17 protein-coding genes and 2 other annotated features (1 of these 19 cut by a window edge) are annotated in these 19618 nt (G+C 35.8%); of the genes, 13 read left to right on the plus strand and 4 right to left on the minus strand.

What is annotated here, in order from left to right; translation table 11 throughout:
• Positions 1 to 26: 26 nt before the first annotated feature.
• Complete coding sequence (locus tag KPL75_RS23075; protein WP_219917924.1) at positions 27 to 1790, plus strand: MFS transporter; 1764 nt, start codon at positions 27 to 29, stop codon at positions 1788 to 1790.
• Positions 1791 to 1990: 200 nt separating this feature from the next.
• On the plus strand, positions 1991 to 3268 hold the full coding sequence (locus KPL75_RS23080; protein WP_219917925.1) for an MFS transporter: 1278 nt from the start codon (positions 1991 to 1993) through the stop codon (positions 3266 to 3268).
• 48 nt (positions 3269 to 3316) lie between these two features.
• On the opposite strand, the gene KPL75_RS23085 is transcribed toward KPL75_RS23080, so the two are convergent.
• Complete coding sequence (locus KPL75_RS23085; RefSeq protein ID WP_219917926.1) at positions 3317 to 4300, minus strand: ketoacyl-ACP synthase III; 984 nt, start codon at positions 4298 to 4300, stop codon at positions 3317 to 3319.
• 181 nt (positions 4301 to 4481) lie between these two features.
• Here KPL75_RS23085 and KPL75_RS23090 point away from each other — a divergent pair, with 181 nt between their 5' ends.
• From KPL75_RS23090 to KPL75_RS23115, 6 genes are all read left to right on the plus strand, one after another.
• The gene (locus KPL75_RS23090; RefSeq protein ID WP_219917927.1) at positions 4482 to 5033 is read left to right on the plus strand and encodes a cobalamin biosynthesis protein CbiN; all 552 of its coding nucleotides are present in this window, start codon (positions 4482 to 4484) and stop codon (positions 5031 to 5033) included.
• A gap of 481 nt (positions 5034 to 5514) precedes the next feature.
• The gene (gene hflX / locus KPL75_RS23095; protein WP_219917928.1) at positions 5515 to 6774 is read left to right on the plus strand and encodes a GTPase HflX; all 1260 of its coding nucleotides are present in this window, start codon (positions 5515 to 5517) and stop codon (positions 6772 to 6774) included.
• 267 nt (positions 6775 to 7041) lie between these two features.
• On the plus strand, positions 7042 to 8253 hold the full coding sequence (locus KPL75_RS23100) for an MFS transporter (protein WP_219917929.1): 1212 nt from the start codon (positions 7042 to 7044) through the stop codon (positions 8251 to 8253).
• 10 nt (positions 8254 to 8263) lie between these two features.
• Positions 8264 to 9181 carry a cysteine synthase A gene (gene cysK, locus KPL75_RS23105; protein ID WP_219917930.1) on the plus strand — a complete coding sequence of 306 codons (918 nt, stop codon included), beginning with the start codon at positions 8264 to 8266 and terminating at the stop codon, positions 9179 to 9181.
• 94 nt (positions 9182 to 9275) lie between these two features.
• Positions 9276 to 9788, plus strand: a complete 513-nt coding sequence (locus tag KPL75_RS23110; protein ID WP_033718189.1) for a GNAT family N-acetyltransferase — start codon at positions 9276 to 9278, stop codon at positions 9786 to 9788.
• Positions 9789 to 9881: 93 nt separating this feature from the next.
• Positions 9882 to 10706 (plus strand): DUF4037 domain-containing protein, encoded by an 825-nt coding sequence (locus tag KPL75_RS23115; protein ID WP_219917931.1) that lies wholly within the window; start codon positions 9882 to 9884, stop codon positions 10704 to 10706.
• A 38-nt stretch (positions 10707 to 10744) separates the two neighbouring features.
• Here the strand turns inward: KPL75_RS23115 and KPL75_RS23120 are convergent, their stop codons facing one another.
• Entirely contained in the window at positions 10745 to 12379 is a 1635-nt protein-coding gene (locus tag KPL75_RS23120) for a putative polysaccharide biosynthesis protein (protein WP_219917932.1), read from the minus strand.
• Between the two features lie 220 nt (positions 12380 to 12599).
• Positions 12600 to 12822 (plus strand) — a binding site (T-box leader).
• Between the two features lie 306 nt (positions 12823 to 13128).
• Between KPL75_RS23120 and KPL75_RS23125 the strand changes: the two genes are divergently transcribed.
• The 5 genes from KPL75_RS23125 (at position 13129) to KPL75_RS23145 (ending at position 17710) form a co-directional block, all read left to right on the plus strand.
• On the plus strand, positions 13129 to 14472 hold the full coding sequence (locus KPL75_RS23125; protein WP_199660785.1) for a sodium-dependent transporter: 1344 nt from the start codon (positions 13129 to 13131) through the stop codon (positions 14470 to 14472).
• Between the two features lie 306 nt (positions 14473 to 14778).
• On the plus strand, positions 14779 to 15042 hold the full coding sequence (locus tag KPL75_RS23130; protein ID WP_016094307.1) for a CD3324 family protein: 264 nt from the start codon (positions 14779 to 14781) through the stop codon (positions 15040 to 15042).
• 163 nt (positions 15043 to 15205) lie between these two features.
• Complete coding sequence (locus KPL75_RS23135) at positions 15206 to 15892, plus strand: DUF421 domain-containing protein (protein ID WP_219917933.1); 687 nt, start codon at positions 15206 to 15208, stop codon at positions 15890 to 15892.
• Positions 15893 to 16006: 114 nt separating this feature from the next.
• Positions 16007 to 16648, plus strand: a complete 642-nt coding sequence (locus KPL75_RS23140) for a FusB/FusC family EF-G-binding protein (protein ID WP_219917934.1) — start codon at positions 16007 to 16009, stop codon at positions 16646 to 16648.
• Positions 16649 to 16813: 165 nt separating this feature from the next.
• A complete protein-coding gene (locus KPL75_RS23145; RefSeq protein WP_219917935.1) occupies positions 16814 to 17710 on the plus strand; it encodes an RCC1 domain-containing protein in 897 nt (298 codons plus the stop codon).
• 90 nt (positions 17711 to 17800) lie between these two features.
• Here the strand turns inward: KPL75_RS23145 and msrA are convergent, their stop codons facing one another.
• Complete coding sequence (gene msrA / locus KPL75_RS23150; RefSeq protein ID WP_016094302.1) at positions 17801 to 18337, minus strand: peptide-methionine (S)-S-oxide reductase MsrA; 537 nt, start codon at positions 18335 to 18337, stop codon at positions 17801 to 17803.
• 90 nt (positions 18338 to 18427) lie between these two features.
• Positions 18428 to 19186, minus strand: coding sequence for an SDR family oxidoreductase (locus KPL75_RS23155; RefSeq protein ID WP_219917936.1), 759 nt, complete (start codon positions 19184 to 19186; stop codon positions 18428 to 18430).
• Positions 19187 to 19449: 263 nt separating this feature from the next.
• Positions 19450 to 19618: a binding site (T-box leader), on the plus strand; it runs 77 nt beyond the window's last position.

Raw genomic sequence — 19618 nt, forward strand, 5'->3', positions numbered from 1 at the left:
CGCAATAAATAAAGGGGTAGATTAACATGGAGCAGTCAAAGGGTATTAAGATTGTCTTTTTAATGTGCTTAGGTATTTTTCTTTGTATGATTGATACAACGATTATGAATATAGCTTTACCAGCAATACAATCGAGTGTAAATACTTCATTAGAGAAGATGTCTTGGGTATTAAATGTTTATACAATGACGATTGCAGTACTCGCAATCCCGCTAGGACGGATAGCTGATATTTTTGGGAAAGCAAAGGTGTATATTCTTGGTTTAATTATTTTTGGTGGTGGATCAGTGCTTTGTGCTTTTGCTAATACAGGCGATTTTCTTATTTTTTCTCGTTTTATACAAAGTATTGGTGCTGCAATTTTATTTCCAACGAGTATGGTAATAGGTGTATCAGCTATGCCGTTAGCAAAGAGACATGTTGCACTTGCTATTTTAGGAGTAACACAGGGGTTGTCAGCTGCAATTGGTCCAGTAATAGGCGGGATTATTACACAAAATTTAGGATGGAGATGGGTGTTCTTCGTCAATGTTCCAATTTGTATTATTGGGATCATTTTATGCTGTATTATGCTACAAATAAAAGATGAAGAACGTATTATCTCAAAAATAGATTGGATTGGGCTCATATTAAGTAGTTCAGCGATTTTCTCTTTTACTCTCATATTAGTGAAAGGAAATACGTGGGGATGGCAAAGTGATATTGCTTGGGCTTGTTATGTAAGTAGCATTATTTCTCTTGTTCTATTTGTTTTAGTGGAAAGAAAGATTCATAATCCAATGGTGAATTTAAAACTATTTAAAGATAGGATGTTTGTAGGAGCATCTATCATTGTTGTATTAAGTAATTTATTTTTAATTGGAGTTACTGTATTGCTTCCAACTTTCCTGACAAAAATACAACACCGAACGGAAATTGAAGCTGCTTTTTTAGTGACACCTATTTCAGCTATGATATTTTTTATCTCACCTGTTGCAGCAACTTTAATTAAAAAACTTGGAAAAGTAACTATTATTTTGTCAGGGTTTCTTGTTATGGGCCTATCCTACTATTGGTTGCAAATGATTGACGTTAACTCAACAAATATAGAAATTATTATTCCATGTATGATATTAGGTGTTGGATATGGTTTAGTAGTGGGGCCAATTACAGTTTTAAGTGCATCTTCGTTTGAAGGGGAATTATTAACTGCTTCTCAAACTGTCGTATCGATGTTACGTCAAGTAGGTATTGTATTAGCAGTAGCGATATTTGTATCTAACTTAACACACAACTTATCTGTAAATAAAGAGAATGTATATCGTTATGCAGAAGAAAAAGTGCGTAATATTCATGTGGATAGTGCTCAGCAAGATGAGATATTACAAGTAACAAAAGAAAAAATAGAGAAACAAAGTATAGAAACAAATGTAGAAAAGAAACAAAATGAAACATTAGTAGGGTTAAGTAAAGAGAAAAAAGATATATTAATTCATCAAAAAGTGGATGAGGTATTAAGTGAAGTACCAGTAGAATATAGAAATATAAAAAGAGAAGAAGTTACGAGTCGAGTAACAAAAGAAGTTGAAAAACAAGAAGAGAATATAAAGAAAGAAATACTCGTATTTTCAAATGATGTGAATCATTATGCTCAGAATCAGATGGCTATGAGTTTTACAAATTTATATAAAGCGAGTGTTCCAATTATTTTAGTTTGTGCTTTAGTAAGTTTGTTATTTTGGGAAGGGAAAGCTTTAAGTAAGAGAAGAGGGAAAAAGAGTAGTAGAGGAATTGTAAGGGAAATAGGCTAAATATGAATTGTGCTCTAGTGATGGAACGTTGGCTGTCAAAAAATTAGTATAGTTATTTTTGGAACTCCTCGGTAATGGGCGAAACATAAACCGTGGGGTTCTTTATATGGATAAATAAATTGCAATATTTTAAATTTGGGGATTTTGTTGTTCTATAGTACATTAACAAGAGGTATTAGTTTTATAGAGAGGGTGAGGAAATGATAGATACAGCAGATGCTTCAATAAGTAATCATATGTATACAGAAGAAGAACAACAAAAATTATATAAACGAACGTTAATAATCGTAAGTATTTCACAAATGTTTGGCGGAGCGGGATTAGCTGCTGGAATTACAGTAGGTGCACTTCTTGCACAGCAAATGCTTGGAACAGATGCATTTGCAGGATTACCGGCCGCTATGTTTACATTGGGATCTGCGGTAGCGGCTTTCTTTGTTGGGAAGTTATCGCAAAAATATGGTCGCCGAATAGGGCTTGCAACAGGGTTTATAGTAGGGGGACTAGGGGCTATTGGAGTTGTATTGGCTGCTTTAACAAATAATATTATTCTATTACTAGTCTCTTTACTCATATATGGTTCAGGTACAGCTACAAATTTACAAGCTCGTTATGCTGGTACCGATTTAGCGGATAAGAAGCAGCGAGCAACTGCTATTAGTATTACTATGGTAATGACGACTTTCGGTGCGGTAGTTGGTCCGAATTTAGTAGGCGTAATGGGGGATTTTGCCCATTCAATTGGAATTCCTGAACTAGCTGGTCCGTTCATATTATCGGCAGCGGCATTTATACTTGCGGGCCTTGTCCTTTTTGTTATGCTTCGTCCAGATCCATTAATTATTGCTAACATAATAGAAACATATAAACAAGAACATACATATAAAGGGCAACGAGTAACAGAAGAAATGATAGAAAATAAACGTGGTGTTACTGTTGGAGCAATCGTAATGATACTTACTCAAATAGTGATGGTTGCGATTATGACGATGACTCCAGTTCACATGGGACACCACGGTCATGGATTAAGTGCAGTAGGTCTCGTGATTGGTTTTCATGTAGGTGCAATGTACCTTCCATCACTTGTTACAGGAATGTTAATTGATAAAATTGGCCGTACTAAGATGAGTATAGCTGGTGGGGTGATTTTACTTGCAGCGGGTGTCATAGCTGCGATAGCACCGAGTGATTCTTTAATATTATTAATTGTTGCTCTTTCTTTACTTGGATTAGGATGGAATCTCGGATTGATTAGTGGTACAGCACAAATCGTTGACTCCACAACTCCTTCTACACGTGCTAAAACACAAGGGAAAATAGATGTTTTTATTGCGTTAGCCGGAGCTTCAGGTGGAGCGATGTCAGGAATGGTAGTAGCTAATTCCAGTTATGCGGCATTATCATTAGCGGGAGGCTTGTTAGCATTATTGCTAATTCCTGTTGTGATGTGGTCTCGGTTAGGTAAAAAAAATTCATGAAATTAAAAAGAGGTTATAGTTATTTCCTAGAACCTCTTTTTAATTCGTTTAACTTAAATCCCACTCCACAATAAGCCCTAAATGCGTAAGTCCACCGCCAAATCCGTATAGCAAAAGTGTGTCTCCGTTATTTAATCTTCCTTCTTTTCTAGCTAAATCTAAAGCGAGTGGAATAGAGACGGAAGATGTATTCCCCATATCTTCCACACTCGTTAATGTTTTTTGAATAGATATTTTTGATTTTTCGCAAATAGATTCAATCATTCTTAAGTTAGCACTATGTGGTATGAACCAGTCTATATCATTTATTTGCAAATTTGCAGTATGTAATAGTTCTTTTATGCCGTTTGGTACTGTTCGTACAGCCCATTTATATACTTCTCTTCCATTTTGAACGATTTTTTCACTTGTTTGTAGTGGTGTGCCATTCATAGTAGTAGATAAGTTTGTTCTGTATAGATGAATGCCACCGTCACCGTTTGTTCCCATGTGAGCAGCGATAAAGCTTGGTTTGTTTTCATCTCTTTCTAATAAAATAGCTCCAGCGCCATCACCGAACAAAATACAGGTCGTTCTATCGGTGTAATCAGTAACTTTAGATAATGTCTCTGTCGCTATGACGAGTACTTTTTGATGTGATCCAGAAGTGATTAAGCTATTACCGACATGCAGTCCGTATGTGAAACCAGCGCAAGTTGCATTTAAATCAAAAGCTAGTGTATGAGGTATGTTGAAGTATTGTTGTATTTGGCAAGCAACACTAGGAAAAACATAATCAGCAGTAGTTGTAGCGACGATGATACAGTCAATATCTTCTAAGTTTTTCTTATATGTTGTACATAAATTTTCGATGGCTTTAATGGCTAAGTGTGAGGAGTATTCGTCTTCGTTAGCAATTCTTCTTTCTTTCATGCCTGTTCTTTGTACAATCCATTCATCATTCGTATGGACCATCTTTTCTAAATCGTTATTAGACAATACTTGATCTGGAACATAAGTACCAATTGCGGTAATACGAGATTTAGAATTCATAGGGACATCTCCTAATTTTTATTTTATAACCTGATACTAATATCAGGTTATAAAAATGTCAATAAAGACTTTTATTGTATGGAAACGATAATGTTTAATTTACTCTGGAGGAATTTGGCGAGTAGCGTAAAAATAATATACGAGAAGCTTTTGGAATTGATAATGAAGGGAGTGGGGCTCCTTGAAAAAATTTTTGCGCATGTTGCCTGTTGTCATTATTTGTAGCTTTATTCTTATTGTTTTTCCAGATAAATCTTATGCTTGTGACTGTATTAAAAAATCCCCAGAGGATGCATTTCAAAAAAATGATGTGGTGTTTGAGGGGAAAGTAATTGAGGTTGGAAGGAAAGAAGGGATTGGAACTGAAGTTTTATTTGAAGTGAAGAATATTTGGAAAGGGACAAGTTCTTCGCAAATTATTATATATACAAGTGTTAGTAGCTGTGCATTTCCTTTTGTAAAGGGAGGAGAGTACTTAATCTTTTCTTCATATAGAGGAGAGGGGAAATTAGAGACATCTTTATGCAGTGGGACGAAGAGAATAGATGAGGCAGAAATTGAGAAAAATGCTTTAAGTCATATTGCAAAAGAGTCAACTCCGACGAAGAAAGTGGAGTTAAAAGATGAAATGGTGAGCGGTTTAAGTTGGTGGCAAGTGACTATCATTTCTATAGGTCTGTTATTAATAATTGCTGTTGTTATTTTCATTGTGAGAAGAAAGCGCAAAAAATGACGATTAAAGTAAAAATACAAAGATTTTCTTTCGGTGTCTATAGGTGGTTTCATCTTGTGAAAGCGAATTACTTATGCTACACTTTATGTAACTTAAAATGAACGGAGGGGCTTCCTTTGATCTTAATCAGATTACGTCTCAATACTTTGTGCCGATAATTGAATAGCGCTCAAAGGCTCTGTCTGTGTGCAGAGTGAACGGGATTGGTCTGCCTATTTTAAAGGAACCCTTTATTAAGCTTATATGTGAAAAAGAGGGAGGGACGAATACGCCCTCTTTTTGTTTTGCCTTTATAAATAGAATGGGATAGTATAGGTGAACACTTGTTGGATACGTATACTATCTTGGGACTTTTTGACCATGTTATAGGACGAAAGCACTGCTTTCTTCTATTTCTTTGGTGAACCCTTATCCGTTTACGAAAACACAGGCAGTGACCTGTGTTTTTTATTTTGCGTAATCGAAATGGAGGAATAAATATATGGAAGAATTATTACAAAGAGCAATATTAGTTGGAGTAAATTTAGGTAAGGAAGCTGATTTTGCATATTCGATGGAAGAGTTAGCAAATCTTACGGAAGCTTGTGATGTGGAAGTAATCGGTCAAGTGACGCAAAATTTACAACGAGTAAATCCGTCGCATTATATTGGAAAAGGGAAGATTGAAGAAGTAGCAGCTTATGTGAAAGAAGCAGATGCAAATATGGTCATCTTTAATGATGAATTATCTCCTTCACAAATTCGAAATTTAGAAGAGGATTTAGATTGTAAAGTAATTGATCGTACCATTTTAATTTTAGATATTTTTGCGCAGCGTGCGAAAACGAAAGAAGCGCAGTTGCAAGTAGAAGTAGCGCATCTTCAGTACATGATGCCTCGTTTAATCGGTCTTCGTGAATCGTTAGGGAGACAGAGCGGCGGCGTTGGTACGAAAAATAAAGGTGTCGGTGAGAAGAAGTTGGAATTAGACCGTCGTAAAATTGAAGAACAAATTGCAGCTCTAAATAAAGAATTAGAGGCACTTGTTGCACAGCGTCAAACGCAGCGTAAACAACGTAAGAAAAATGAAGTTCCGGTTGTGTCATTAGTAGGATATACGAACGCAGGTAAATCAACGATAATGAATGCGATGCTTGAAATTTTTAATGGTACTATAGAGAAACAAGTATTTGAAAAGGATATGTTATTTGCGACGTTAGAGACATCCGTACGAAATATTGATTTGCCAGATAATAAATCATTTTTATTAACGGATACAGTTGGATTTGTAAGTAAATTACCGCATCATCTTGTGAAAGCATTCCGTTCAACGCTAGAAGAAGTGGCGGAAGCAGATTTACTCATTCACGTTGTAGATTACTCAAATCCCAATTATGAGCAATTAATTGATATTACAAATGAAACGTTAAAGAAAATTGGCGTGGAAAATATCCCGACGATTTATGCCTATAACAAATCAGATATGGTAGATGTTGAAATTCCGAAAGTGCAAGAAGATCGCGTTTATCTATCTGCGAAGAAACATGTTGGAATTGAAGAGCTTGTAGAAATGGTTCGCTCGCATATTTATAAAGAGTATACGAAGTGTGAAATGTTAATTCCGTATGATCAAGGACAGATAGTTTCGTATTTCAACAATCATGCGCACGTTTTATCTACGAGTTATGAAAACGAAGGTACGAAAATTGCACTAGAATGTAAGACGAGTGATTACGAGAAGTATAAGCGTTTTGCTATTTAATAGAAAAGGCGATCCTAATATGCTTTAGGGTCGTCTTTTTCTTCATAGTTGCAAGCCTTCCTTTCGTCCTGTCCCAGTATAAAAGAAAACACAGAGAGTTCATATAAATAAATCCGACAAAGCATATAGAAAAAATATATTTTTTTAGAAGTTAAATTTCTGGAAAAAGAAACGAAACCAGTATAGAATAGAAATGTTTCAAAACTCAGAATTTATTACACCTACTGTAATAAATATATATTTTGTACAGGAAGGAGCGATTCATATATGCAGGCAGTTTCACAAAAAAATGCAGTGGAAACACCAACAATATATCGAATATTATTTGCGATTAGTTTCGGACATTTTTTAAATGATTCGATGCAAGCAGTTGTGCCGGCGTTGTTTCCTATTTTGGAAAAAACGATGAATTTATCCTACATGCAAGTAGGGTGGATAGCGTTCGCGCTAAATATGACGTCATCGATTATGCAGCCGGTTTTTGGTATGTATTCAGATAAGAAGCCGTCACCATTTTTATTACCACTCGGTATGTTTTCGAGTATGCTTGGGATGATTGGGCTCGCGTTTGCCCCGAATTTTATAGTTGTTATTATTTCTGTTTTATTTATTGGATTAGGTTCCGCAGTCTTTCATCCAGAAGGTGCCCGAGTTGCTTATATGGCGGCAGGTGCCAAACGTGGTTTAGCACAAGCGATTTATCAAGTGGGAGGAAATACAGGGAATTCGCTAGCACCTATTTTTACAGCGCTGATTTTCGTTCCGCTCGGTCAAATTGGTTCTCTAGGTTTTACTGCTTTCGCAGCGGTAGGGATTGTATTGTTAATTTTTGTTTCAAGTTGGTATAAAAATGAATTAGCAACTGGCGCTGTGAGAAGAAAAAAGAGGGCTGCACTTGAGGCTGAAAATGCGATTGTAAGTAAGCGCATTAAATTTGTTATTATACTTCTTGTTTTTCTAACATTCGTACGTTCTTGGTACGGTGCTGGTATCGGGAATTTCTATCAATTTTATTTAATAGAGCATTACGGTTTATCGATAAAAAATGCACAGTATTTCGTCTTCGCTTTTATGATTGCTGGTGTATTAGGTACTTTCTTTGGTGGTCCGTTAGCAGATAAATTCGGTAAGAAAAAGATAATTGTATTTTCAATGCTCGGTTCAGCGCCGCTTGCATTATTGTTACCGCACGTTTCTCTTATGTGGGTTGTACCGTTGTTTTTATGCATTGGATTTATTAGCTCTAGTAGTTTTAGTGTAATCGTTGTATATGCACAAGAACTTGTTCCAGGGAAAGTTGGAATGGTATCGGGATTAATTGTCGGTCTTGCGTTTGGTCTTGGAGCATTAGGTGCTGTAGTTCTTGGGAAATTAGCTGATATGTATAGTCTTCAGTTTATTATGCTATTATGTAGTTGTTTACCATTAATTGGACTTACTTCATGGTTACTGCCAAATGACAAGAAAACGATAGAATAGGGGATGTGCTATGAAATTATGTGAAAACGTTACAGAATTAATAGGAGATACACCTGTCGTCCGATTATCTAAATTTATTCCAGGAGACGCAGCGGATGTGTATGTAAAACTGGAAATGTTTAATCCGTCACGCAGTGTGAAAGATCGTGCAGCCTATAATTTACTTCATGCCGCTGAGGAAAAGGGACTTATAAAACCTGGTGATACAATTATTGAACCGACAAGTGGAAATACAGGAATTGGCTTAGCGATGAATGCAGCTGCTAAAGGATATAAAGCGATTTTAATTATGCCAGATAATATGTCTAAAGAGCGTATTAATTTATTGAAAGCATACGGCGCAGAAGTAGTTTTAACACCAGCAGAACAAAGAATGCCAGGAGCAATTGCGAAGGCGGTAGAGTTACAAAAAGAAATTCCAAATAGTTTCATTCCGCAGCAATTTGAAAACCCAGCAAATCCGAATATTCATCGTTATACGACTGCGCTTGAAATTTATGAGCAAATGGATGGAGAGCTTGATGCATTTGTAGCAACCGCAGGAACAGGTGGAACAATTACAGGGACAGGTGAAACATTAAAAGAGAAACTACCAAACTTATATATTGCAGTAGTAGAACCGAAAGGATCACCAGTGTTATCTGGTGGTGTTCCAGGCCCTCATAAACTAGTAGGAACAAGTCCTGGTTTTATTCCAAAAAACTTAAATACAGAAGTGTATAACGAAATTATTCAAATTGCGGATGAAGAAGCGTTAACTACAATGAGAAACTTAGCAAGACAAGAAGGCTTATTAGTAGGGCCATCTTCAGGAGCTTCTGTTTACGCCGCAATTATGATAGCGAAGCGTCTAGGTGCTGGTAAAAAGGTTTTATGTATTGCACCTGATACAGGGGAACGTTATTTAAGTATGGGGCTATTTGAATAAAAGTGATGAAAACACCTTAATAGTAAGGATGAAAATCCTCTATTAAGGTGTTTCTTTTAGAAAAATAGAGAATGGATGAGTGGGCAGAATGACAATGAAACTATTGAAACTGACATACGAATATCGCGAACAAATTATGGAGTATAGGCAGGCATTTTTAAATTCAGGAGAACAACCACACGGTAGTAGTTCTTTACAAAATTTTGATTCTCTTGATGAATGGTTTGAAAAAGTGAGTATACAAGAAGTAGGAGAAAACTTACCATCTAATCGAGTACCATCTAGTCAATTTTTAAGTTTTGAAAAAGGAGAACTTATAGGTTTTGTGAATATTAGACATCGATTAAATCCAGAATTATTACTGGAAAGCGGTCATATCGGTTATAGTGTCCATCCGAATAAACGTCGCCAAGGTTACGCTACGAAGCAACTGCAACTTTCATTGGCTGAAGCGCAAAAATTAGGATTGAAGAAAGTGTTAATAACTTGTGATAAATCTAATATTGGTTCTGCTAAAACGATTCAAAAGGTTGGCGGTGTGTTAGAAAATGAAGTAGTTTCTACTCATACTGGCGAAATTGTTCAGCGTTATTGGGTAGAAATATAATTTAGTAGGAAATTGAAAAGGTAATGTAATGCGGAATATTGAAATAGATAAATGATAAGTAAGGGGAGTACTGCAGTTTTAGGGGGAAATGAAATGGGATTAAAAGAGAAGGCGATAAAAATGTCGGACATTTATAGGCAAAACCCGAAAGTCGAAGCTATTATTTTAGCAGGATCTGTAGCTAGAAAGTTAGAAGATGAACATTCAGATATTGAATTACATATTTTATGGTCAGCACCGCCAGAGGATGAGGATCGTCAAGGACCTATTAACAATATTGGTGGAACGATTTTGTCATATCATCCTTACGAGGAAGAAGAATGGTCGGAAACATATTTGACGAAAGAAGGAATTAAACTAGAGATTAGTAATTTTTTAACAGTGACAGTAGAAAAGGTTGTTTCAGAAGTTATAGAGCAGCATGATATAAATTATGAGAAACAATGTATTGTATCATCGGTTCATGATGGTGTGAGTTTGTATGGAGAAGTGAAAGTACATGCTCTAAAAGATATAGTTGAAGCATATCCAGAAGAACTGGCGAAAAGGATGATTTCAGAAAACCTTTGGTTAAGCAATCGTTGGCATAATCGAGAGGCTCTTTTGAAACGAAAAGATTGGCTTATGCTTTATGATGTTATTTGTGAAGTACAAAGAAATATATTTGGGGTCTTGTTTGGAATGAACCGAATGTACGTGCATCATCCTGCATTTAAATGGATGCCAGATAATGTGGAACGAATGAGTATTAAACCTGAAAATCTATATGAACGTCTGGCAAATACGCTGATAGGGGAACCGGAGTATAGTGTACAGGAGTTAGAAGTGTTAATCGAAGAAGTATTACATTTAGTAGAACAATATGCTCCAAAATTAAATATTGTTGAACAACAAAAGCATATTCAATATGCGAAGTAAAAAGAAGAGATGTAACAACAAGTTACATCTCTTCTTTTTTATTTAACTAATTTCCCTAGTACAGGTAAACGTTGAATACGATCACCGAGAATATGCGAAGCAAGTCCACTCGTTAGTACGAATAAAAGATAAACAAATCCTCCTGCTGAGGCGCATATAAACACAATAATCAGTGATTCTACATAAGATTGACCAGGAATAATCCAGCTTATAAATGCTCTTAATGCGATTACAACAGCAGACATTGCCGCGGAGTAAACCGTAATAAGAAATACTGTTTTTGCTGTTTCGCCAATGTTAAATTTCGCAAATTTAACGATGCAGTACAACATAATAATATTTGAAACGAGGTATCCAAGAATTGTTCCGAGCACAGCGCCATGCCCACCGAATAAGTGTAAAAGTGGTGTGTTCAACAGAATTTTAACGAGAATACCGACTGAGAATGCAATCATTGTTTTTCTTTGATAATCAATTCCTTGTAATATAGCTGCTGAAACGGTGAAAATTGCACTTAATATAGCAGACGGTGCAAATGAAATTAAATATTGTGATCCATCAAGTGCAATCTCAGGATTTACATAAACCATGCGGAATGCATCGTAAGCGATACTAGCTAGACCGAATGCTGCTGGGATAGTGAAGAATAATAATACTTGAAATATCTTTGAAATTTGTCCTTGTAATTCATCTAGCTTCCCGCTTGTAAATGATTTCGTAATAGCTGGAATTATCGTTAATGAGAATCCGGTTGCAAGTGAAGCTGGAATCATAATTAACTTTTGGGCATAGTTCGTTATATAAGCGAAAACTGCATTAGCGGTTTCTAAAGGCTCACCCATTGCTCTAAGGACATCAGCAACGGTATATTGATCTACTAACGTATAGAGAGGGATTGCAATGCCTACAAATACAATTGGAATTGCATAACGCAGTAATTCCATATAAATACTTCTTAACGGAATGTTTGATGATCTTGTTTTTAGCTCACCTTCAGGAGGTTTTAATCCATTATATTTTTTCCAGTACATCATTAAAATAGAGACGCTTGCAAGTGCCCCGATAACAGCACCAAACGTAGCAACTGCAACAGAAGAAGCTACTGAACCACCTAATAGTTTTGAGACGATAAAACTACCAACTAAAATGAAAACAACGCGTGCGATTTGTTCCACAACTTGAGAAACAGCACTTGGTTTCATATGTTGAAAACCTTGGAAATAACCACGTGTAACACTCATAGCTGGTACGATAATAAGCGCGAAGCTTAATGCTCGCATTGTAAGTGTTACGTCGGTGATAAATTGTGGATCTGGCGTTTTCGAGCGAATAATAAATTGTGATATGTACGGTGCTCCAATAAATAAAATTAAAAATCCTAAAAAGCCCATAAACAACATCAATTTTACGCTAGAGTTGTATAATTTTTTACTTGTACTATAATCACCAAGCGCATTATGTTTTGCAACAAATTTGGAGACGGCAATAGGAATACCAGCTGTTGAAAAGCTTAATAAAATACCGTACCAAGAGTATGCATATCCATATAAAGCGACCCCTTGCGTTCCAACTAATAATTGAAAGGGGAAAAAGTATATAAAACCTAAAATTCGTGAAATCATTGTTGCACCGCTTAATAAAGCCGTACCTTTTAAAACTTTTGAAGTAGACAAAATTCTTTCCTCCTACTCGTGCTGCCTTGCATTTATCGTATACTACTATAAACCTGTTAGAGAAGTTAATACAGTATAAACCATAAATGTTCTAATACTATTCATTTAAAAGTCATATTTTGAATTTTTAAATAGAATGTAATACATAAAAATTCAAAATATAAGTTGACACTATTTTTAATGTATGATAAAAATGATAGTAATCAATTCGGAAAATAATATTTGGGCAATGAAAGGGTATAGTAGTGAAAATCTCCCTATTTCAGAGAGCTGATGGTTGGTGTGAATCAGTATATAGATTATTCATGAAGTTCGTCCTGGAGCATCTTTCATAAATTTCACATTGTGAGGAAATGAAAGACGGTAGTTCATACCGTTATCAAATAAAGTGGTGAAGATTTTTTCACAACTAGGGTGGTACCGCGATATATATCGTCCCTACGTATTTTACGTAGGGACGTTTTTTATTTAGGTCCTAACTTTGTTGTGGCTTCATAACTAGGGTGGTACCGCGATATTTTATCGTCCCTACGTATTTACGTAGGGGCGTTTTTTATTTAGGTCTTACTTTTGTTGTATCTTCATAACTAGGGTGGTACCGCGATATTTTTTGTCGTCCCTACGTATTTGCGTAGGGGCGTTTTTTATTTGAGAGGAAGTGGTTGGATTAGAACGGGCTAGTAATAGAACAATATGAACATAGAGCGAATTATAATGAAAAGAAATAGAAAAAGAGAGGAGATAAAAAGATGAATTCACAGCAATGGACATCGAAATTAGGTTTCGTATTAGCTGCAGCAGGTTCAGCAATTGGTCTTGGGGCGATTTGGAAATTCCCATATATGGCCGGTATTGGAGGAGGCGGGGCGTTCTTCCTTATTTTCATCGGTTTCACATTATTAATTGGTTTACCGCTATTATTAGCTGAATTCGTTATTGGAAGAAGTACACAAAAAGAGGCTGTTGATGCGTATAGAGAGATTGCTCCTAAAACGCTATGGCCGTGGTTAGGTAAATTAGGGATTGTAACATGTTTCATATTACTTTCTTTCTACAGTGTTGTAGGAGGGTGGATTTTATTATACTTATGGAATGCAATTACAGGTAGACTATGGGAAGGAAATGGTGCATACGAAGCTACGTTTGGTGAAATCATTTCCAATCCGTATTTAGCAGTAGGATCACAGCTATTATTCATCCTTATTACTATTTTTATCGTAAGTAAAGGCGTGCAAAATGGTGTTGAAAAAGTAAATAAATATTTCATGCCAGCACTATTCGTTTTATTCTTTGTATTAATTGTTCGTGCACTTACGTTAGACGGTGCTGGAGAAGGAGTTCGTTTCTTCTTACAACCTGATTTCTCAAATGTAACATCAGAAATTATTTTATATGCAATGGGGCAATCGTTCTTCTCGCTATCCGTCGGTGTAGCCGTTATGGTAACGTATAGTTCATACCTACCGAAAGAAGAAAGTTTACCGCGTTCAGCATTTTCAATCGTAGCTTTAACACTTGTTATTACATTACTTGCAGGACTTGCAATTTTCCCAGTTGTGTTCGCATTTGGAATGGAACCATCTCAAGGACCAGGACTATTATTTATCGTATTGCCAGCTATTTTCAGTAAAATGGCGTTCGGAAAATTATTCTTCATCGTGTTCTTATTACTATTTTTCTTTGCTACTATTACATCAGCAATTTCAATGCTAGAAATTAGCGTTGCATCTTTAACAACAAAAGGTAAAAGCAAAGGGAAACGTGAAAAAATGGCTTTAATTGTTGGGTTGTTAATCTTTGTTGTTGGGGTTCCATCAGCATTATCATTCGGTTTGCTAAGTGATGTGAAACCATTCGGGAAAACAATTTTTGATTTAGCAGATTATGCGGTTAGTAACATACTAATGCCACTTGGTGTTTTATTAGTTTCCATCTTTGTTCCGTTGAAAATGAAGAAAGATGTATTAATGAAAGAGCTTGGTGTAAGTAAAAATAAAGGCTACAAACTATTCGTATTATGGTTATTCTTACTTCGCTATATTGCACCAATTGCGATTATTATCGTATTCTTAAATGTATTAGGAATCATTTAGTCTAAAGCGCTAGTCTATCGTTTTAACGAAAGGCTAGCGCTTTTTCTTTAAAAGATTATGAAGATGCAAGGCGAGAAAAATTAGCATATAATAAAATACAAAAGGTATATTAGGAGGTGTTTATAATGGCGATTACAATTCAATTGCCAGACACTGCAACGTCTCATGCAAAGCCAAGTATGGAAATGGCGATACTTTGCGTGAGGTAGACAAGTAATTTACAATCGCTAAAATGAGCTCGTATCATTTCTATATTTGGCTTTGCACCTTATTGAATGAAAGTTAAAAAATAAGGGGCGAGCAGAAATGAAATACGTAAAGGCTACGGCTGTTTTACCAGAAAGCTTAATTGCTGAAATTCAAAAGTATATACAAGGTGAAACAATTTACATTCCAAAACAAGAAACGAAACATTATAAATGGGGTACACAATCTGGAGGAAGAGAGCAACTGGATGAAAGAAATAAAGCAATTAAAGAAGCATTTAAAAGCGGAAGTGCTATTCATCAACTTGCAGAAGAATATTTTCTTTCTGGAGAAACGATTAAAAAGATTGTGTATTCTAAATGAAAATAAAAGAGTCTGGTTCAAATATTATTTTGAATCAGACTCTTTTTGCTTTGCACCTATTGGATATATTGGGTGTGAATGGGCACGATAATAGCCAAAATGTGCCATTTGTTACTAAATAGGATATATAGTATTTGAGTGAAAAGCAGAAAGGTGGACGTATATGAATCATATTGGACAAATAACGATAGAGCTTTTAATTGGTTTTTTTGTTCTATTAATTGCTACAAAAATATTAGGGGAAACACAAATATCTCAGCTAACACCCTTTGATTTTATTTCTGCTATCGTCCTTGGTGAGCTTGTTGGAAATTCAATATACGATCCTAAAATTAAAGTGTGGTCTATTTTATATTCAGTATTTGTTTGGGTGATTTTAATTTATACTATAGAAGTGATAACACAAAAAATAAGAGGAACAAGAAGGTTTTTTGAAGGATACCCTTCTATTATTATTCGCAACGGGTATATTGACCGAGAACAATTAAGTGTAAATCATTTAGATATTAACCAATTACAACAAATACTTAGGCAACAAAAAGATATATTTTCAATCCGAGAAGTTGAGTATATGATATTGGAACCTAACGGAAATATAAGTGTATTGAAAAAAAGTAAATATGAATCTCCTACTATAAATGATTTAAGTTTAAAACATAAGCCTGTATACTTACCGATTTCATTAATTAGTGATGGGAAAGTAGTTAAGGATAATTTGAGGGAAGCAGGCTTTGATGAAGGATGGCTATATAAACAAATAAAGCAAAAAGGGATTACTAAATTTGAGGACGTACTATATGCAGAATGGAAAACAGATGATGGATTCTTTTGTCAGGAGATGAATCGGTAGGAAATAATTGATGTAGTTATGTAATTTTCATTTCTAAGTTATCTTTTACATATCAAAAAGTTGAATCATTGTATACAATAAAACTAGATCAACAATTTGTATGGAGTGATAAAGATGGAATCTTTTATTAGAAGTGATCAATATAATTTTATAAAATCACAAGCTTATATTTTAGCAAATGGACATGCGACGGCAAATGATAGAGGAGTAATTCAAGCGTTAAAATCACTTGCAATTGAAAAGATAATACATGTATTTGAGAATTTAACGGATGAACAAAAAGATTTAATTGATACGGTATTAACAGTTAAAAATAGAGAAGATGCAGAATCGTTTTTACTGAAAATAAATCCGTATGTAATTCCGTTTCAGGAAGTTACAGCACAAACGTTAAAAAAACTATTCCCTAAAGCAAAAAAATTAAAACTGCCTGATATGGAAGAACTGGATATGAAAGAATTATCTTATTTAAGCTGGATTGACAAGGGATCAAGCAGGAAATTTATTATAGCGAAAAATGATAAAAATAAGTTTGTTGGTCTGCAAGGAACATTTCAAAGTTTAAATAAAAAAAGTATTTGTTCATTATGTCATGGGCATGAAGAAGTAGGAATGTTTTTAGTTGAAATTAAAGGTGATGTACCAGGAACTTTCGTTAGAAAGGGAAACTATATTTGCAAAGATGGTGTAGCTTGTAATCATAATATGAAATCGCTTGATAAATTACAGGATTTTATCGAGAGATTAAAGAAATAAAATGGAAGACCTCTAGTACTTAAACTGGAGGTTTTTATTTTTTGAAGAAGTAATAATGGGCTTCTTTTGTAGCTGTAGATTTATAAAAAAAGTCAGGTCATTTATAATGAAATTTGATAAAAATATCTATTTGGATACAGTTACTTATATGCAAGGAGGTAAAACATGAATTACATTTCACTGAAAGAAGAGGTGTTAAAGGTGAAACGGTGGCCTAAAGATACGATAGCGGCTGGTCGTGGTCATACCGTTGGTCTTAAATCGGATGGCACGGCGGTAGCGGTGGGGCGAAATAAAGAAGGTGAATGCAATGTAAGCGGCTGGCGTGATATTGAAGCGGTCACGGCGGGTAATGTTCATATGGCGACGAACACGGGTAATGCTCATACAATCGGTCTTAAATCAGACAGTACTGTGACAGCTGTGGGCTGGAATAAGCATGACCAATGTGATGTAAACGATTGGTATAATATTGTATCGGTTGCGGCGGGGTGGCGCCGTACCATTGGCCTGAAATCGGATGGCACGGTGATAGCAGTGGGCCGAAATAAAGAAGGTGAATGCAACGTAAGGGGCTGGTGTGATATTGTGGCGGTCGCGGTGGGTGACTGGCATACAGTCGGTCTTAAATTAGATGGAACGGTGACGACTGTGGGTAATAATCGATATGGCCAATGCAATGTAAGTAGCTGGCGTGAAATTGTGGCGATAGCGGCGGGATATCTTCATACAGTTGGTATTACATCTGACGGCATGGTAACGGCTGTGGGTAATAATAAACACGGCCAATGTGATGTCAGTGGCTGGCGTGAAATTGTGGCGATAGCGGCAGGGAGTAATCATACCATTGGTCTTAAATCAGACGGCATAGTGACGGCTGTGGGTAATAATAAACATGGTCAATGTGATGTAAGTGATTGGCGCGATATTGTAGCGATAGCGGCGGGGTGTGCCCATACAGTCGGTCTTAAATCAGACGGCACGGTGGTAGCAGTGGGTGATAACGAATATGGCCAATGTGATGTAGGCAGTTGGCGCGGCATCCGACTGCCTAGTAATTAGTTTTAACAGCAATTGTTTTTTTATTGTATGGTACTTTTTTCAAAGATAAAAACGCATCGCACTTTGAAAAGAAAGCACGATGCGTTTTTATTATTTTTTTTGCCAATTTTCTTTAATGAAATCTTCACGACCAGATTCTTTTTGCTCGGTAGCATATTTCTCTGGGTTCTTTTTATAAAAGTGTTGATGGTATTCTTCAGCCTCATAAAAAGGTGCAGCCGGACGAATGTCAGTCACGATTGGATCTTTAAACATACCGCTTTCTGCAAGAGTTTGCTTCGATTTTTCTGCAAGCTCTTTTTGCGCTTCATTATGATAGAAAATAGCGGTGCGGTAAGAGGGGCCACGATCGAAAAATTGTCCATCATCATCAGTCGGATCGATTTGTGGCCAATATAAATCTAATAATTTTTGATACGGGAAAATAGAAGGATCGAATGTAATTTGAACGACTTCTAAATGTCCAGATGTTCCAGCCTTTACTTGTTCATATGTTGGGTTTTCTACATGACCACCTGCATAGCCGGAAAGCACTTTATGAATACCAGGAAGTTCATCAAACGGCTTTACCATGCACCAAAAACAACCACCTGCGAAGGTTGCGAGTTCGTATGTTTTTTCTGACATTGCTGTAATCCTCCTAAATTTATATGTTTTATATAGTATTATATAAATTGTTTTATTGCGCAATAAAAAAGATTTGAAAATATATGTTTTTTATAAACAAGATCCTCCGCTCACATCAATCAATTGGCCAGTAACCCAGCGACTATCAGGGGAAGCGAGAAATGCAGCGGTATCGGCAATGTCTTCTACTTCACCTAATCGATTGAAAGCTGAAATGTTAGTAGCATACTGTTTCATCATTGGATCGCTTAAGAGTTCTGCGTTCATATCTGTTTTGATAAAGCCTGGAAGAATTGCATTCACCGTAATACCACGTGTGCCAAGCTGTTTTGCTAACGTAAAAGTCATTGTATTAATAGCGCCTTTCGTCATACTATATGCAACGAAATCAGGTAAAGAAATGCGGGTGGCAGCTGATGAAATATTAATAATTCGGCTATTGTCACGTAAACGTGGTAGTGCTTGTTGGATGATGAAGAATGGTGCTTTTGCATTTACTGAAACGATTCTATCAAAAAATTGCTCAGTTGTTTCTTCAATAAAAGCACCAGGTCCAATTCCAGCGTTGTTTATTAAAATATCAAATTCCGTTCCACCAGTTCGCTTTTGCAATTCAGCATCTAAAGAATTATATAGGTTTTCTACACCGTGTAAAGATTCAAGATTTGCACCGATAGAAAAAGCTGATCCGCCATTTGATTGAATTTCATGAACAGTTTCTTCAGCATCTTCTTTTCTGTTACCATAATGAACAGCAACTAATGCACCGTCGTTTGCTAAACGCTTTGCGATAGCACGTCCAATTCCTCGGCTTGCTCCAGTAACTAATGCTATTTTACCTTTTAACATATTTCCCTCATCTCCTCATAATTTTTTTATATGTTTTAAGTTGTTTTTCTCTATGTAGAAAAGCAAACATACTTAAGTAATATATGAGTACGTGTAAGAAGTGCATTCCAATTTTGTTTTGAGAAAAAATAAATAACTGTTTAGTATGTGGATTGAGATTTCGAAAAATTCACAAAAAAATATATTGACAATGAAAAGAACAAAGCCCTATAATACGTTTAACAAATAAAAATTAATTAAGAATTTTCAGATTTTATATTATGTAATATGCAAAGAAGAGGAAAGTAGATGATTATGATCGTTTCAGAGAGCTACTCCAAGGCTGTGAGGGTAGTAACAATCGAATCATTGAATATCACCTCGGAGCATCGCTTGCGAAAGGGAAACTGAGTAGAGGGCGGCGGCATCGTCTCCGGTAAAAGGACGGGGGTC

The organism is Bacillus sp. NP247 (assembly GCF_018966865.1).
Classification (GTDB): domain Bacteria; phylum Bacillota; class Bacilli; order Bacillales; family Bacillaceae_G; genus Bacillus_A.

Bases quoted from the DNA above. Each gene is read 5' to 3' on its own strand.
- KPL75_RS23145 (WP_219917935.1), top strand. From the start codon at position 16,814: ATGAATTACATTTCACTGAAAGAAGAGGTGTTAAAGGTGAAACGGTGG.
- cysK (WP_219917930.1), top strand. From the start codon at position 8,264: ATGAAATTATGTGAAAACGTTACAGAATTAATAGGAGATACACCTGTC.
- KPL75_RS23100 (WP_219917929.1), top strand. From the start codon at position 7,042: ATGCAGGCAGTTTCACAAAAAAATGCAGTGGAAACACCAACAATATAT.
- KPL75_RS23115 (WP_219917931.1), top strand. From the start codon at position 9,882: ATGGGATTAAAAGAGAAGGCGATAAAAATGTCGGACATTTATAGGCAA.
- hflX (WP_219917928.1), top strand. From the start codon at position 5,515: ATGGAAGAATTATTACAAAGAGCAATATTAGTTGGAGTAAATTTAGGT.
- KPL75_RS23155 (WP_219917936.1), bottom strand. From the start codon at position 19,186: ATGTTAAAAGGTAAAATAGCATTAGTTACTGGAGCAAGCCGAGGAATT.
- KPL75_RS23110 (WP_033718189.1), top strand. From the start codon at position 9,276: ATGAAACTATTGAAACTGACATACGAATATCGCGAACAAATTATGGAG.
- KPL75_RS23130 (WP_016094307.1), top strand. From the start codon at position 14,779: ATGAAATACGTAAAGGCTACGGCTGTTTTACCAGAAAGCTTAATTGCT.
- KPL75_RS23075 (WP_219917924.1), top strand. From the start codon at position 27: ATGGAGCAGTCAAAGGGTATTAAGATTGTCTTTTTAATGTGCTTAGGT.
- KPL75_RS23140 (WP_219917934.1), top strand. From the start codon at position 16,007: ATGGAATCTTTTATTAGAAGTGATCAATATAATTTTATAAAATCACAA.
- KPL75_RS23135 (WP_219917933.1), top strand. From the start codon at position 15,206: ATGAATCATATTGGACAAATAACGATAGAGCTTTTAATTGGTTTTTTT.
- KPL75_RS23080 (WP_219917925.1), top strand. From the start codon at position 1,991: ATGATAGATACAGCAGATGCTTCAATAAGTAATCATATGTATACAGAA.
- msrA (WP_016094302.1), bottom strand. From the start codon at position 18,337: ATGTCAGAAAAAACATACGAACTCGCAACCTTCGCAGGTGGTTGTTTT.
- KPL75_RS23085 (WP_219917926.1), bottom strand. From the start codon at position 4,300: ATGAATTCTAAATCTCGTATTACCGCAATTGGTACTTATGTTCCAGAT.
- KPL75_RS23125 (WP_199660785.1), top strand. From the start codon at position 13,129: ATGAATTCACAGCAATGGACATCGAAATTAGGTTTCGTATTAGCTGCA.